11 protein-coding genes are annotated in these 16,269 nt (G+C 38.8%); 8 read left to right on the top strand and 3 right to left on the bottom strand.

The annotated features are described in order from the left end of the window. Nucleotides 1–33 precede the first annotated feature (33 nt). Both pepF and yhfH read right to left on the bottom strand, forming a co-directional pair. Entirely contained in the window at nt 34–1,851 is a 1,818-nt protein-coding gene (gene pepF / locus C8270_RS17530) for an oligoendopeptidase F (protein ID WP_106498079.1), read from the bottom strand. A 289-nt stretch (nt 1,852–2,140) separates the two neighbouring features. Continuing rightward, the gene (gene yhfH / locus C8270_RS17525) at nt 2,141–2,269 is read right to left on the bottom strand and encodes a protein YhfH (RefSeq protein ID WP_106498078.1); all 129 of its coding nucleotides are present in this window, start codon (nt 2,267–2,269) and stop codon (nt 2,141–2,143) included. A gap of 96 nt (nt 2,270–2,365) precedes the next feature. On the opposite strand from yhfH, the gene C8270_RS17520 reads away from it, so the two are divergent. The 4 genes from C8270_RS17520 to C8270_RS17505 all read left to right on the top strand — a co-directional run bounded on the left by C8270_RS17520 (nt 2,366) and on the right by C8270_RS17505 (nt 6,992). Beyond that, nucleotides 2,366–3,097, top strand: a complete 732-nt coding sequence (locus C8270_RS17520) for an MBL fold metallo-hydrolase (protein WP_106498077.1) — start codon at nt 2,366–2,368, stop codon at nt 3,095–3,097. Between the two features lie 78 nt (nt 3,098–3,175). Continuing rightward, nucleotides 3,176–4,171: a lipoate--protein ligase gene (locus tag C8270_RS17515; protein WP_106498076.1), complete on the top strand. Its 996-nt coding sequence runs from the start codon at nt 3,176–3,178 to the stop codon at nt 4,169–4,171. Nucleotides 4,172–4,344: 173 nt separating this feature from the next. Beyond that, nucleotides 4,345–5,898, top strand: a complete 1,554-nt coding sequence (locus tag C8270_RS17510; protein ID WP_106498075.1) for a fatty acid--CoA ligase family protein — start codon at nt 4,345–4,347, stop codon at nt 5,896–5,898. A 572-nt stretch (nt 5,899–6,470) separates the two neighbouring features. Further along, complete coding sequence (locus C8270_RS17505) at nt 6,471–6,992, top strand: competence protein ComK (RefSeq protein WP_234028587.1); 522 nt, start codon at nt 6,471–6,473, stop codon at nt 6,990–6,992. On the opposite strand, the gene C8270_RS17500 is transcribed toward C8270_RS17505, so the two are convergent. Then, the gene (locus tag C8270_RS17500) at nt 6,940–7,329 is read right to left on the bottom strand and encodes a hypothetical protein (RefSeq protein WP_106498073.1); all 390 of its coding nucleotides are present in this window, start codon (nt 7,327–7,329) and stop codon (nt 6,940–6,942) included. The two genes, C8270_RS17505 and C8270_RS17500, sit on opposite strands and share 53 nt — an antisense overlap. Nucleotides 7,330–7,550: 221 nt before the next feature. Here C8270_RS17500 and C8270_RS17495 point away from each other — a divergent pair, with 221 nt between their 5' ends. From C8270_RS17495 to addA, 4 genes are all read left to right on the top strand, one after another. Further along, complete coding sequence (locus C8270_RS17495) at nt 7,551–8,213, top strand: TVP38/TMEM64 family protein (protein ID WP_106498072.1); 663 nt, start codon at nt 7,551–7,553, stop codon at nt 8,211–8,213. A gap of 55 nt (nt 8,214–8,268) precedes the next feature. Beyond that, on the top strand, nt 8,269–8,820 hold the full coding sequence (lepB, locus tag C8270_RS17490) for a signal peptidase I (RefSeq protein WP_106498071.1): 552 nt from the start codon (nt 8,269–8,271) through the stop codon (nt 8,818–8,820). Nucleotides 8,821–8,974: 154 nt separating this feature from the next. After that, the gene (gene addB, locus C8270_RS17485; protein WP_106498070.1) at nt 8,975–12,466 is read left to right on the top strand and encodes a helicase-exonuclease AddAB subunit AddB; all 3,492 of its coding nucleotides are present in this window, start codon (nt 8,975–8,977) and stop codon (nt 12,464–12,466) included. Beyond that, nucleotides 12,467–16,201, top strand: a complete 3,735-nt coding sequence (addA, locus tag C8270_RS17480; RefSeq protein ID WP_106498069.1) for a helicase-exonuclease AddAB subunit AddA — start codon at nt 12,467–12,469, stop codon at nt 16,199–16,201. Nucleotides 16,202–16,269 lie beyond the last annotated feature (68 nt).

Raw genomic sequence — 16,269 nt, 5'->3', positions numbered from 1 at the left:
CCTTCATTAAATGGGACAACTTCATTTTACTACTCAGTCAAAACTTTTTTCTAATTCATCCACAAGATTTCCAACATATGCGACTGCATTTCTAATTGCATCGGGCTTAGACATATCGACACCAGCTTGTTTGATTAAATCAAGTGGTTTCATGGTTCCGCCTAATTTTAGAACGTTTAACCAGCGATCAACAGCAGGTTTTCCTTCCTCTTGAATCATCTGTGCCATTGCAGTAGAAACAGTTAACCCGGCTGAATAGGTGTATGGATACAGTCCCATGTAATAGTGTTGCTGGCGCATCCAAGTTAAGCCTGCACCTTCATCAACCTTAACTGTATCACCCCAAAAGTTTTCGATTGTTTCTTTCTTTTGTTGGCATAAAACACTTGCAGTTAATGGTGTGCCAGCTTCAGCAAGAGCATAAATGCGACGTTGAAACTCTCCTTCTAGTAAATGGGTAACAAAATTATGATAGTAGGTACCAAGTAGCTGGCTGATTACCCAACGTTTCATCCGTTTGTCATCTGACTTCTCGATTAAGTGATTGGCAAGTAGTAATTCATTCAAAGTTGATGGTGCTTCAACAAAATAAGTTGATGGGCGTGTATTAACGAGCGATTGGTTTTTCCCGGCAAGGTAAAAATGACCAGCATGTCCTAATTCATGTGCTAATATAAATGTGCCACGCATCATGTCTGTCCATGTTACTAAAATATATGGATGTACACCGTATGGACTTGAGCAAAATGCACCATTCGCTTTTCCAACGTTATCGGAACGATCGACCCAACGATCATTGATACCTTTTTTTATGATTTCGCTATATTCAGGACCCATGACTTTTAGTGCCTCAACAATTGTCGATGTAGCTTCTTCATAAGTTGTTTTTGGGTTAAATTCTGGATCTAGTGGTGCCTTTAAATCACAATAACGCATTTCTTCCAAACCAAGATCCTGTTGCTTTAATTTGGCGAATTTGCGCATATGTGGCGCTAATTCCTTTTGAATGACATCTAACTGGTTATGATACATTTCTTGGGTGACCTGTTGCCCGTGTAAAAGCATATCGGTCACTGATTCATATCCGCGTAACCGTGACATGGTTACTTGCCTTGTAACTTCGGTAGCATATGTTGCTGCATATGTATTTTTGTATTGATTCAACGTATTGGTGAATGATTGGTAGGCCTGCCTGCGAACACCCGTATCAGCGGTAAATTCATAACGATCTTCATAAAGTGCAGCCGACATTGGAAGTTCGTTTCCATCTTCATCCTGTATGGAGGCAAACTCCATATCGGATGATTTGCTGCGTTGATAAATCATATATGGTGCATCATGAACCTCGCTAAGAGCTGCTAAGGTTTCTTCAATTTCGGGTGCAAGGGTATATGGTTTTTTTTCTTGCAAATCCGTTAACTTTTTCTCAAATGTTTTCAGTTCTGTTTTTTCCTGCATAAATTGTTCAATTGTTGCTTTTGGTAACGTTAATAATTCGGAATCAAAAAATGATAATTCAGCGCCAATTGTTGCTAACATGGACGAAACTTTTGCGGAATTAGCTTGATTTTCCGGATTGGATCCATCAGCGCTTGCACGTAAGTTAGCATATGTTGCCACACGTATGATCCTTTTTTCCATGTTTTCAAGTGTTGTAAGTCCGTTAAACAATGTATCAGCATCGGTTCCTAATTTGCCCTTGTAGTTGGTAACGTTATGAATATCTGATTGGATAGCTGTTAATTCGTCTTCCCAAGTCTTTTCCGATGAAAATAAATCGCTTAAATCCCATGTCTGCTCAATCGAAACTTCAGATCGTTGCAATCTTTTTGCGCTAGTTGTTGTTGTCATATTCGTTTCCCCTTCCAATTCTATTATTTCGATACCCTAATTAATAGTATAATACAAAATTTGCATGAATGGTATGATTTTTCACATTTTAATGAAAGTATAAAATTCCATAGGACTAAAGTATAAGAATAAGCCTGTATCTGTTAAAGTCGAGGTAACTGCCGAGTTTTTATAAGAATTTAGTACAAAAAAATAAACAGCTAAATGGATAGCTGCTCAGTAGGAATGGTTATAATGTTATAGTACAGTGTGTCGTACACGATTTGTTTATTATTGCGATTATTTAATACTAGCGTGCTGGATGATCACATTCGTCACAGATGTTGCCATAGCAATCTGCCTTTTCGTTGATATCGCCACCACATTGTTGGCATTTCTTCTTTGGTAAGTTTTTATAAAATTCAACGATGTTTTCCATGTTCATCCTCCTTTGTATTAGTAACTGTATTGTATTATAACAGTATGCAGGCTGTCAATAGTGTGTTACAACAAATTTTAAATTGAGGTGTTTTTAATGAAATTAACTGTTTTAGGTTTTTGGGGTGGATACCCTGCAGCAAATGGTGCGACATCCGCTTATATGGTGGAAAAAGATGATTTTACATTATTAATTGATGCTGGAAGTGGTTCCTTAGCTAAACTGCAAAATTACAAAAATGTGATGGATCTTGATGCGGTGGTGTTATCCCATTATCATCATGATCATGTAGCAGATATTGGTGTGTTGCAATATGCATGGCTTGTCCAGTCGTATTTGCGTGAAGCAAAGGAGATTTTACCAATTTATGGGCATATGGAGGATCAGCAAGGATTTGCATCATTAACACATGAATGTACGGAAGGCATTGCTTATGATCCAAATAAAGAGCTTAAGGTAGGGCCGTTTTCCATTACATTTTTTAAAACAGACCACCCTGTTCCGTGTTATGGTATGCGAATCACGGATGGTGAAAATGTAATCGTTTATACCGCGGACACGACGTATAAAGAGGCATGGAGCGATTTTGCCAATGGTGCTGATTTGTTGATTACTGATTGTAACTTCTATGCCGATCAAGATGGTTCAAATGCTGGTCATATGAATAGCAAGGATGGGGCCACAATCGCCAATGAAGCTGGTGTTGGTGAACTGATGTTGAGCCATTTGCCACACTATGGAGATGTAACAGAATTAGTACGTGAAGCCAAACAATATTATAACGGTACCATCCAGTTGGCCGATGAAGGACTCGTTTGGAAAAAATAGCGCGTATCTATCTTTTGATTGCCCGTCAAAATTGGATTACAATAGATTTGGACAAATATTTGCGGGAGGGTTTAAGCAATGAAATTTATCGACAATAAAGGGATTACAGACGCAAGTATCAACTTGGCGTTAGAGGAATATATTTTGCAAAACTTCGGGGAAAAAGATACATATTTACTCTTTTATATTAATAGTCCATCAATTATCATTGGTCGAAACCAAAACACAGTTGAAGAAATCAACACCAATTATGTTGACGAAAATGGTATAAAAGTAGTTCGTCGCTTATCCGGCGGTGGAGCAGTTTACCATGATGAAGGGAATTTGAATTTCAGTTTTATTACAAAAGATGATGGGGATAGCTTCCAAAACTTTGCAAAATTTACGCAACCGGTAGTAGAAGCACTGAATAAGATTGGTGTTCCAGCAGAGTTAAAAGGGAGAAATGACCTTGCAGCTGATGGACGTAAAATTTCCGGTAACGCCATGTTCTCAACAAAGGGGCGCATGTTCAGCCATGGCACGTTAATGCTTGACTCAGAAATTGAAAATGTTGTTTCTGCATTAAATGTTAAGCAAGAAAAAATTGAGTCAAAAGGGATTAAATCGATTCGCAGTCGTGTTGCCAATATTTCTGAGTTTCTTGATGAAAAAATTACCATGGATGAATTTAAAGAGCTGATTCTAAGGTACATTTTTGATGTAGAAGATGTTAAAGATGTTCCTCGATATGAATTAACGGAAGAAGACTGGGAAAATGTTTATCAAATTTCCAAAGAACGTTATCAAAATTGGGATTGGAACTTTGGTAAATCACCATCATTTAACGTTCAAGCTTCACATAAATTTCCTGCTGGGCTGGTCGATATCCGTTTAGATGTCAAAAAGGGCATTATTGAGAACTGTAAAATTTATGGTGATTTCTTCGGTATCGGTGAGGTATCAGAAGTAGAAAAGAAATTAATCGGTGTTCGTCATGAACGGAAGGCGATCGAAGAAGCCTTAGCTGATGTTGATGTACCACACTATCTTGGAAAAATAACAAAAGAAGACTTTATTAATTTGCTGTATTAAGTTTACCAAAGGCCTGTCTTTCCGAATCGGGAGGACAGGCCTTTTCATGAACTTTTACCATCGACTGGGATCGCTTACACTTGAAAAAATGTTGTCTGTATTTTATAATTAATATGAATTTTATCGCATATAATGAATGATTACTCATTCATAGTTATTGAGGAGGCTTAAAAGTGAATTTAAGTGATCAATTGGCAATTACAGCAAAAAATCATCCAAAGAAAACGGCATTTGTATTTCAAGACAACAAAACAAGCTACCAGGAACTAGAGGGGGCGGTGGCAAAATTTGCTTCTCGTTTACATGAGTTAGGATATCGAAAAGGTGATCATATTGCGCTCGTAGTAGGCAACAGTCCATATTATGTTATTGGGTTGTATGGTGCACTTCGCCTTGGTGCTGTTGTTATTCCGATAAATCCGTTGTACACCCCACATGAACTATCCTATATTTTAAAAAACGGTGACGTGAAAGCGGTCATTACAATGGATGTATTACTGGACAAGTTTGCGGCAATAGCTGATAAATTACCAGATGTCACACATTACATATCTTGTGAAACGAACCCGGAGATAACGCTTGAAGGTAGCCCGCTGTCAACAAAATTGAAATCGTTTACACAATTAATTGAAGAAGGAAGCTTTGAATTCTCCGCACCAGAACTTGATGAGGACGATATGGCGATTGTATTATACACGTCTGGAACCACTGGAAAGCCTAAGGGTGCGATGTTGACCCATAAAAACCTCTATTCCAATGCAAAGGATGTAGCAGATTATTTAACGATTAATGGTGAGGATCGCGTTATTGCAGCATTACCAATGTTTCATGTCTTTTGTTTAACAGTTGCATTAAATGCACCGCTCATGAATGGTGGAACAGTAATTATTATGCCGAAATTTTCACCTCAAGAAGTGTTCCAAATTACGAAAGAGCATCAACCAACGATCTTTGCTGGTGTACCAACAATGTATAATTATTTGCTTCAAACCGCACAAGGAATGAAGGCCAAAGGAAGCAATGTAGATCTAGAAGGGATTCGTTTATGTATTTCCGGCGGTTCAGCAATGCCAGTTGCTTTATTAAAAGAATTTGAAAAAGAATTTAATGTTGTTGTTTCAGAAGGATACGGATTATCTGAAGCATCTCCAGTTACGTGTTTTAATCCATTAGATCAGCCAAGAAAGCCTGGGTCAATTGGGAAAAATATTATAAATGTTGAAAATAAGGTAGTTGATGAATTTGGCGAAGAAGTGGAAGTTGGGGAAGTTGGTGAGTTAGTTGTTCAAGGCCCTAACGTGATGAAAGGTTACTATAAAATGCCTGAAGAAACGGCTGTTACATTAAAGGATGGTTGGCTTTACACTGGGGATATGGCACGAATGGATGATGAGGGTTACTTTTACATCGTGGATCGTAAAAAAGACCTGATTTTAGTTGGTGGCTATAATGTTTATCCACGTGAAGTGGAGGAAGTATTGTACGAACATCCTAGTATTTCAGAAGTAGCCGTTGTTGGTATGCCAGATCCAGATTCAGGGGAAGCGGTTATCAGCTTTGTCGTAGCAAACGACCCTTCACTAACAGAAGAAGCACTACATGAGTTTTGCGAAAGTCACTTGGCAAAATATAAAGTTCCGACTAAAATAGTGTTTTTAGAGGAACTTCCGAAGAATACAACAGGAAAAATTTTACGAAAAAACCTTAGAGAAAAGGTCGAAATGTAAGAGAAGCGATGCTCTGGATATTGTTGTGCCAGAGCATCGTTATTTTACTAAGCCGTTTTTAATGCTGTTTTTTCTCAATAGATATAAATTGTGAAATAACAGCAACGTGATTTCCACTGCGGGCAGTCGCTTTCCGCGGGCACGGCTTCAGCCTCCTCGGAAGTAAAAACCGCTTCCTGCGGGGTCTTCAGATACGTGCTGTTCCCGCAGGAGTCGACTGCCCTCCGCTCCAATCACCTATCTTATTCGTATTTATATTCCATGAGTAATAGATGGTAGTCGAAAAGATAAAACAGTGGAGGAAATATGCGTAGACTCCAGCGGCCGCCCGCGGAAAGCGAAGTGTATTTCCGGAACGGCAATCCAGCAACCATCACAATCTGTGTCGTATTTTCTATCAACTACGAAATTTAAAAAGCAACAAACATTGCCTTTAACTAATACGAACTTGTGAACACTTTGTGAACTTTTTCGAAAATTAGCTTTTTTGGTACCTTTTTACTAGAAAATTTGCTAAATTAGTAAATAAGCCTCTTTCTTTTTCATTTAACATGGAAAGGATGTAAAAAATGATGAATAATTATTACGATGAACCTGCATACGAAATTACTCCTCTAACAATGGCGATTTTGGTCCAAAAGGGTGAAGCAGGGAAAGTTTCAACATGTATTTTAGAAGAACAAGAAGAAATATTTGCTGAACAAAGCCCTACAAAAATCGTTGATTACGCCTGTAAATTCTTTGGTGCTAGTCTAAAAGGCAGACAAGACGGAACTCGAGATATTTGTGGTATTACCCATAAAGCACCGATTGCTATTGATCCGGCTAGCGGCATGTATTTTTTTCCAACAACATCACCGTCAAGTCCTAAATGTTCATGGATTGCACATTCCCATATTGACCAAGTAAATAAAGCTTCGAATCAACATACAGAATTGTTGTTTAAAACAGGCAAAAAAGTTATTTTGGATATTTCATATGGTTCGGTATTGAATCAGGTACAACGAACAGCACAATTTCGCTATTTACTTGATAATCGGTTCAGGTATTTACGGAAGCATGCTGTTGATATCGTGGCAGAACCTTATGCATAAGTTCCTGAATAATTCCTTCAACTTTTTTACGAATTGCTGGATTAAAATAGTTTCGTTGCTCTTCACGACCTTGACAAACGAAAAGATAAGAAGAAAAGGAATCATTGTGGTTTAAGGTAACAATTGATATATTTTTTTTCGTCATCTCATTGCGTAATTTTCTTCGTTCATTTGTTGCTTCAGTAGTCATCTTCTCCAATAGTTTTAAGTAGGGCTCCTTAATTTTAAACGACCCCGTCTGGATATGCTGAACATCTTGTTGAATCACGATAATTGCCATTGACAGAAACAAAAAGCGCGAAGCAACCTCTAATTCTTCATCATTAAGATAGCGCAAAAAATCCCCTCCATAAGGAACAGTTGTTCTATTTATATTATATGATAAAATGAATTAAAAATACAATTTAAAAATAGCAAAGTTGTTAATAATGGAAAGAAAGAGGCAAAAACGTTGGATTTTGCTATGCATATTTCACTGTTTACATTAAAATAAAAGTATGTAAAGCTAAAAAACAGTAAAATTCATGCTCGTAATATGTGTGAGGGGATCTTAACTAAATGTATGTATTAAACATCAGCATAGCTAATTGGAGAATGATAATTGAAAATGATTTATTAGATGAATATATTGAACAACTTTTGAGTGATTATGAAAAATTGGGACCGCTACCAGGTATCTTGTTGCCTTTTCTTGAAGCTTTTTTGCCGTTTTTACCGTTAGTTGTCTTTGTTTTTGCAAATTCTGCTGCGTATGGTCTATTAGAAGGCTTTTTATTATCATGGTTAGGGTCCAGTCTAGGGGCAATTCTTGTTTTTATGATCGTTCGCAGGCTTGGTGATAAGCGGATATTTAAAGCAATACGAAAAAACAAACAGGTACATAAAGTAACTAAGTGGTTTGAAAAGCATGGGTTTGGACCATTATTTTTACTTATGTGTTTCCCGTTTTCACCCTCATCGGTCATTAACATTGTATCTGGATTATCAAAAATCAGCCTGCAGCAATTTGTCTTAGCTGTCATATTAGGAAAATCGGTGATGATATTTACGATGGCATATGTTGGTGTAAGTATCATGTCGTTTGCTGAGAACCCAGTCCGGACAATAGTCGTCGGGATATGTATTACATTGTTTTGGATACTGGGTAAATACATTGAAAAAAGGTTACAGCACAAAACCACTACCATAAAGGAATTTTCCAATAGCGATAATGATGATTAAATGATTTCCGAACAGGGTATGATGTAGAAAGAGAATAACCCTGGAGGAAACAAACATGAAAAAGTTTAATTATCGTAGAATTATTCCAGTTGTTTTCTTTGCTATCGTATTAGCGATTATTTTTCGAACTGTATTATTCGCTAGCTATGTTGTCGATGGTGAATCAATGGAACCAACACTTTACGATGGAAATTTATTAATGGTTAATAAGGTAATTTATGATTTGAAAGATGTTGATCGTTTTGATGTTATCGTGTTTCATGCTAACAAACAAGATGATTATGTGAAACGAGTAATTGGGCTACCTGGAGATAAGATAAAATATAAAAATGATAAGCTATACATTAACGGTGAATATGTTGAAGAGGATTTCCTTGATTCTTTTAAAGATGCTAGTGAAAAAAAGCCGTTTACAAAGGATTTCTCATTAATGGAAACAACCGGATCAAGCCAAGTCCCACACGATAAATTGTTCGTGATGGGAGATAACCGGGAGAATAGCCTAGACAGTCGAGCATTTGGTTTCATCTCGGTTGAACAACTTGTCGGAAAAGTAGACGTCAAATACTGGCCACTTTCCCAAGCAAGTTTCAGCCTTGGCAAATAGTGTCAAAAGCAAAAGTGCCCGGTTAGTGACAAGTTTAAAGCCTTAGCAAATAGCTATAATAAAACTCCTCTCTCTGATAAAATGAGAGAGGAGTTTTATTTTTGTCTAAAAAAGTAAATTCAGATAGATAGATGCATGTAAGGGGGATTTTACAGTGGGGATCCGTTTTGTACTGGGGAAAGCCGGTACAGGTAAAAGTGGCAGGATACTTGATGAAATCAAACAAAAGCTGATAGATGATCCACAAGGGTCACCAATTTTTTATGTTGTTCCCGATCAAATGACTTTTCAGCAGGAATATGCTTTGTTTCGTGATGAGAAGGTTCAAGGGAGTACGCGTGCCCATGTTGTGAGTTTTTCACGGCTTGCTTGGCGTGTTTTACAAGAAACTGGTGGAGGGACAAAACAGTTCATTAGTTCAGTCGGTGTTCAAATGATGCTTCGGAAAATCATTGAAGAAAAGACATCGGACTGGCGTGTCTTTCAAAAGGCGATGGAAAAGCAAGGGTTTCTCGATCAATTAGAAAAAATGATTACCGAGTTCAAACGATACAGCATTACCCCTGAAATATTAAGAATGGAAATGGAACAAATCAATCAATTTAGCCACAAACAACCAGGTGAAGTGGCGTTAACGAATAAACTAGAAGATTTAACATACCTCTATGAAAAATTAGTGATGTATCTGCAAGACAAATATATTGATAGTGAAGACCAACTACAATTATTGGCAGAAAAAGTGAAAGAAGCACCATCACTGAATGATGCAGAGATCTATTTTGATGGATTTCATCGCTTTACACCAAAAGAACTGTATGTTGTTGAAGCTTTGATGAAAAAGGCTAACCATGTAACGGTTTCCTTAACAGTTGACAATTCGGAAGATACGGCTGTTTCGGAATTGGATTTATTTTATCAGACAAAAGAGACACATCAATTATTACAAACGATTGCCCAAGAAAATCAAATTCCGCTTGAAGAATCGATTGTACTGGATCCAGCGAAGGGACGTTTTAAAGCAAGACCTCACTTCGCACATTTAGAAGCAAATTTCGATGTTCGTCCAGCCCCTGAATTTCAAGGTGATGTACCAATCCAAATTGCTGAGGCAGTCCATCCAAGGGCAGAAGTGGAGGGAGCTGCACAGGAAATTATTCGGTTGGTACGAGAAGAAAATTATCGTTTCCAAGATATAGCTGTTTTTATCAGACAGACGGACAGTTATCATGATCTGATTGAGACTATTTTTCGTGATTATGATATCCCAGTCTTTATTGATGAAAAACGCACCATGCTTAACCATTCACTAATTGAACTCATTCGATCAGCATTGGATATCGTGGAAGGGAATTGGCGTTATGATGCAATTTTTCGGGTGTTAAAAACTGGATTTATTCCATCATCTGACAAAACGTATCCATTAACAAATGATGCAATCGATGAATTGGAAAATTATGTTTTAGAATATGGGATCCGTTCAAGAAGCAAGTGGACAAGCGATAAGGATTGGGAATTTAGACGATTCCGCGGTTTTGATCAAGCTGCCCAAACAGATGCGGAAAAAGAAATCGAGCAACGAATAAATGCGTACCGTAAACAGGTTGTTCATGCGGTAGGGCCGTTTGATGAGCAAATTCGCCAAGTGAAGACGGTAAGGGAGATGTGTCAGGTTCTCTTTGAATGGTTGGAGAGACTTCAGGTACCACGGCGTTTGGAAAACCTTCGAGACCGTTTTGATGATACTGGACAAATTGAAAAAGGACGTGAGCAAGACCAGGTTTGGAACGCTGTTATCCAGCTATTTGATGAAATGGTGGAAATTGCTGGAGATGAGGCGATGTCATTAACAACGTTTCGTTCCACATTGGATGCAGGTTTTGATTCGCTGAAATTTGCTCATGTGCCGCCAAGTATTGATCATGTTATTGTCGGGACGATTGATCGATCGCGGATTAGCGGCATGAAATGTGCATTTTTACTCGGCGTTAATGATGGTGTTTGGCCGATGAAACCGTCGTCTGATGGAATGATCAATGAACGGGAACGTGAATTGCTGGCGGAGCACGGGTTGCAATTAGCGGATAGCAGTAAACGCCAGTTGCTTGATGACTGGTTTTACATGTACCTTGCTTTTACAGCGGTAAGTGATCAAATGTGGATAAGCTATCCATTAAGTGATGAAGAAGGAAAAGCTAAAATGCCGTCCCAGCTTATCAAACGTATAGAGGATTTATTCCCTGTCTGTTGTGAGCACTTGTTATTACAGGATCCAGATGAGTTAATCGAAGCAGATCGTTTTATTACCACACCGGTTAAAACTAGATCCGCATTAACAGCTCAACTTGCCCGTCAGCGAAAAGGCTACCCGGTGCAACCGATTTGGTGGCATGTGTTAAATTGGTATATTACTAATAACAAAAAACACAGGACAACTTATACCATTTTACAGAGTTTGTACTACCAAAATAGGCCGATTAATCTATCAGAGGAAACAACCGAAAAATTGTATCCTAAACAGGTAAAAGCAAGTGTTTCCAGGCTTGAAATGTATCATCGCTGTTCCTACCAGCATTTTGCTAAGTATAGTCTTGGGCTTGAAGAGCGAAAAACGTATAAATTGGATGCACCGGATATTGGCCAGCTTTTCCATGAAGCATTGAAAAAGATTACCGAATGGATCCAAGCAGAAGGCAAGGATTTTGCTAAGTTGAGTAAGACGGATACCGATAACTATGCACACAAGGCCGTTACTAATTTGGCGCCGATTTTACAGCACCAAATATTGCATAGCTCCAACCGCTATAAATACATCCAGCAAAAATTACAGGAAGTTATTGCAAGAGCTGCTTATGTATTAAGTGAGCAAGCAAGACAAAGTAGTTTTTCACCAGTTGGACTGGAGCTTGGCTTTGGTGAGAATCAAACACTCTCACCGATAACATTATCATTGCCAAACGGTTTTGAATTGATGTTGCGCGGGCGAATTGACCGAATTGATAAGGCGGTAGATCAGGAAAGTTTATTTTTACGAATTATTGATTATAAATCGAGTGCCAAGGGACTGAACCTTGTTGAAGTCTATTATGGGCTTGCACTACAAATGCTTGCCTATTTAGATGTGGTGTTATCCCAGTCAGAGCAATGGCTTGGTGCGAAGGCAACACCAGCAGGGGTACTATATTTTCACGTGCACAACCCAATGATTTCTGCAAAACAAAAGATGTCGGATCAAGATATTAATTATGAAATTTTTAAGAAATATAAAATGCAAGGATTACTTCTTTCCAATGAAGATGTCGTTAAACTAATGGATACATCACTTGATTCTGGGACAAGTCAAATCGTTCCTGCAGGAGTGAAGAAAAACGGTGGATTTTACAACAGTTCAAAGGTTGCGGATCAGGATACGTTCCAGGTTCTTCAAGGTCACATCCACCAGTTGATGGTAAACGCAGGGATTGATATGACTGCAGGCGGGGTGCATTTAAACCCTTATCAACATAAGCAAAATGTTGCATGTACATTTTGCCCGTTCCATTCCGTTTGTCAATTTGACCCAATTTTGGAGGAAAATAATTACCGGAAATTAACGGATTTAAAAGACGATGAAATAATTGAAAAGCTGCGTAAAGAGGAGGGGAAATAAATGGTTGACTGGACAAAGGAACAAGCAGAGGCAATTTACACCGATGGAAGTGATGTACTTGTTGCAGCAGCGGCAGGATCGGGAAAAACAGCTGTGCTTGTGGAACGGATTATTCAAAAGTTAATTAAACAGGACAATCCAGTTGATATCGATACATTACTCGTCGTTACCTTTACTAATGCAGCAGCACAAGAAATGCGCAATCGGGTAGGGCTTGCGTTGGAACAAGCGCTTGCTGAAAATCCAACATCTAATCATTTGAAAAAGCAATTATCCTTATTGCAACGTGCTTCGATTTCGACGTTACATTCCTTCTGCTTAGATGTCGTGAAACAATATGCATACTTGCTTGATATTGACCCAGGCTTTCGAATTGCCAATGATATGGAAGCAGATTTATTGAAGCAGGAAGTAATCGCTGACTTATTTGAAGAATGGTATGGCAAAGAAGGGGAAGAACAAGGACATTTCTTCGCTGTTGTCGATCGTTTTTCCAGTGATCGCAGTGATGTGGACGTGGAAAATCTGGTGCTTGATTTGTATACTTTTGCTGTGCAGAATCCATGGCCGGAAGTATGGCTTGATAGATTAGCTGATGTATATAATGTTCCCGAAAACTGGACAGAGGACGAATTACCATGGCTTGGGATCATCAAACGGGAAGTAAAGAGTCAATTGGCGGCAATGGAAGAAGAGATGGAGCTTGCTTTGAACCTTACACGTGAAAGTGACGGCCCATATCATTATGCAGATGCGATAGATGCGGACAAGGAAAATTTGCAAAACTTCATCGCACACCTTGATTCATGGAATGATCTTCAAGCATTCATGCAAGAGAGCTCATTTGTAAAATTATCGTCCAAAAAGGTAGATTGCAATGAAGAGAAAAAGGCAAAAGTCAAAGCATTGCGGGATAGCTATAAAAAACGCTGGAACGATATGAAGCAAAGCTGGTTTACAAGAGATTTGGCAAGTCACATTGAGGACATGCAAGAACTTGCACCAGTTATTAAGCAGTTAACCGAATTAGTCAAACAATTTAAAACACGGTTCACGAAACAAAAGCGCGAAAAGGCGATTGTCGACTTTTCCGACTTGGAACATTATTGCTTGCAGCTATTGATTGATGAGGCCTCAAGTGTTGATCAGCCAATCCCGTCCAGTGTTGCAAATCATTTGAAAAGTAACTTCACTGAATTATTAGTGGATGAATATCAGGATACGAACCTTGTGCAAGAGACCATTTTGACATTGATTAGTGATCAGGAGGGTCCTGGTAATATGTTCATGGTTGGTGATGTGAAACAAAGTATTTACCGTTTTCGCCATGCTGAGCCATCACTATTTATTGAAAAATATAAACGCTTTGCTACTGAAGAGGATCAAGCAAAACGAATTGACCTGGCAAGTAATTTTCGCAGCAGGGAACAAGTTTTAAGTGGTGCCAACTATATTTTTAGGCAAATTCTTGATGAGGATGTAGGGGAGATCGACTATGACAAAGATGCTGAGCTAATCTATGCAAATAACATGTATGAAACGCAAGATTTTCCTGATGCTGATCCGGAATTATTGATTATCGATCGTGAAGCACCGGAAGAAGAGACGTTGGGACAGGCTGATGAAGATGAAAATTATCAAGACTTGGAGAAAGCACAGTTAGAAGCGCGCGCATATGCCGAGAAAATCAAAGGCTGGATTGGTCAAAAAGATAGCCAGCCCCTACAAGTTGTTGATAAAGCAACACAAAGCCAACGCGATCTGCAATATCGTGACATTGTCATTTTACTAAGGTCGATGACGTGGGCGCCAACAATTACGGATGAGTTGAAAAAACAAGGAATTCCTGTTTATGCGGAATTATCTACAGGTTACTTTGAGGCAATTGAAGTAAAAATCATGCTAAGCCTACTGAAAATAATTGATAACCCAAGACAAGATATTCCGCTTGCATCTGTTCTGCGTTCCCCAATTGTTGGACTGAATGAAGAGGAATTAGCGTTGATCCGATTAGCAGACAAACGCCATACGTATTATGATGCACTGAAAAAGTTTTACAAGCGCGAAATGGGCGAAACAGCGGAAAAGGTTACGAACTTCCTTGAACAATTGGGGAGTTTTCGGGTTGCTTCCAGGCAAGGGGCCTTATCAGAATTAATCTGGCAAATTTATCGAGAAACTGGTTTTTATGATTTTGTTGGCGGTATGCCTGGTGGAAGGCAACGCCAAGCAAATTTAAGAGCATTATATGATCGAGCGCGCGGTTATGAAACAACCTCGTTTCGTGGGCTATTTCGCTTTTTACGGTTTATCGAACGAATGGAAGAGCGTGGAGAGGATCTTGGTGCAGCGCGAGCACTTAGTGAACAAGAAGACGTTGTTCGCATTATGACGATTCATAAAAGTAAAGGTCTTGAGTTTCCGATCGTTATTTTAGGTGCGATGGATAAACAGTTTAACTTGCAGGATTTAAAACAACGTTATTTGCTGCATAAAGACCTTGGATTTGCCAGTAAATATATTGATCCGATTAAGCGTATCACTTACCCAACGTTACTGTTCCATGCATTTCAAAAAGAAAAACTACGGGAACTTTTGGCGGAAGAAATGCGAGTTTTGTATGTTGCTTTAACAAGGGCCAAGGAAAAATTGGTGATGGTTGCAAATGTTGCATCATTTGAAAAGAAACAAGCGAAGTGGCAAAAGATTGTTGATCATGCTGGATGGATTTTACCAGCACATTTCAGAATGGAATCAAAAACCTATTTAGATTGGGTTGGTCCTGCGTTAATCCGTCATCAAAAAAATGACGTTTTACGAACGGAAGAGTTAAGTGACGCGATATTGGATGAAATTAAAGTTGACCCTTCTTCATGGAACGTTTCGGTTGTCCATGGCAGTGAATATGCTAATTTGGATGAAGTAACAACGGAAGCAGATGTGAAGTTAAGAGAAACGATCGTCAACTGGCAGCCATTAACATTAACGGATGACGATTTGGCAGAAACAGTTGATAATCGACTTTCTTATCAATATCCGTTCCAGCAAGCTCAAACGGCAAGGGCAAAGCAAACAGTGACTGAACTAAAACGACAGCGTGAATTAAAGGATGAATATAGCAGTGAACAGCTTGTCCAGACCTTTCAAGCGCCGATTGTGAAGCGACCGAAGTTTATGCAACAGGAGAAAACCATTTCAGCTGCTGAACGAGGAACAGCTATGCATACCGTTATGCAGCATCTTCCACTTACAAAGGCTTTAAGTGATGTTGAGCTAGAGGAATTTGTTGAGGTACTTGTCGAGAAAGAAATACTCACGAACGATGAGGCAGCGGTTATTGATTATCATGCAGTTGCACAGTTTTTCGCAACGGAAATTGGTCAGTATGTGCTTTCGGTATCCAATCATCATCGGGAAGTACCCTTTAGCCTCTCATTACCAGCTAGTACAGTATATGCATCATGGGCAAGTGAGACTGACGAGCAAGTGTTAGTACAAGGTGTTATTGACTGCATTATTCCAAAAGATGATGGCTGGATCATCATAGACTACAAGACAGATGCAATTGATGGCGATGTTACGGAACAAGTGAAAGAGAAACTTATGAAGCGGTATGCGACACAAATGAATCTGTACCGGCAAGCAATTGAAACCATTTGGCACCAGCCGGTAAAAGAAACGTATCTTTATTTCTTTGATAAGCAACTCGTTTTGGAGGTCCCACCTATTTCATAAAAAAGTTTTAACAGACCTGCCCCATTCATTGGAGCAGGTCTGTTTAGTTTTGGGAATATATATAAATG

Source organism: Lentibacillus sp. Marseille-P4043 (assembly GCF_900258515.1).
In the GTDB taxonomy this organism is placed as follows: Bacteria; Bacillota; Bacilli; order Bacillales; family Amphibacillaceae; genus Lentibacillus_C.
The sequence above is the reverse complement of the archived record's forward strand: the minus strand, read 5'-3'. Positions and strand labels throughout refer to the sequence as shown.

Coding starts and splice junctions, on each gene's coding strand:
- pepF (WP_106498079.1), bottom strand. CDS start 1,851: ATGACAACAACAACTAGCGCAAAAAGATTGCAACGATCTGAAGTTTCG.
- C8270_RS17505 (WP_234028587.1), top strand. CDS start 6,471: ATGAATAATTATTACGATGAACCTGCATACGAAATTACTCCTCTAACA.
- C8270_RS17495 (WP_106498072.1), top strand. CDS start 7,551: ATGTATGTATTAAACATCAGCATAGCTAATTGGAGAATGATAATTGAA.
- C8270_RS17520 (WP_106498077.1), top strand. CDS start 2,366: ATGAAATTAACTGTTTTAGGTTTTTGGGGTGGATACCCTGCAGCAAAT.
- yhfH (WP_106498078.1), bottom strand. CDS start 2,269: ATGGAAAACATCGTTGAATTTTATAAAAACTTACCAAAGAAGAAATGC.
- C8270_RS17515 (WP_106498076.1), top strand. CDS start 3,176: ATGAAATTTATCGACAATAAAGGGATTACAGACGCAAGTATCAACTTG.
- lepB (WP_106498071.1), top strand. CDS start 8,269: ATGAAAAAGTTTAATTATCGTAGAATTATTCCAGTTGTTTTCTTTGCT.
- addA (WP_106498069.1), top strand. CDS start 12,467: ATGGTTGACTGGACAAAGGAACAAGCAGAGGCAATTTACACCGATGGA.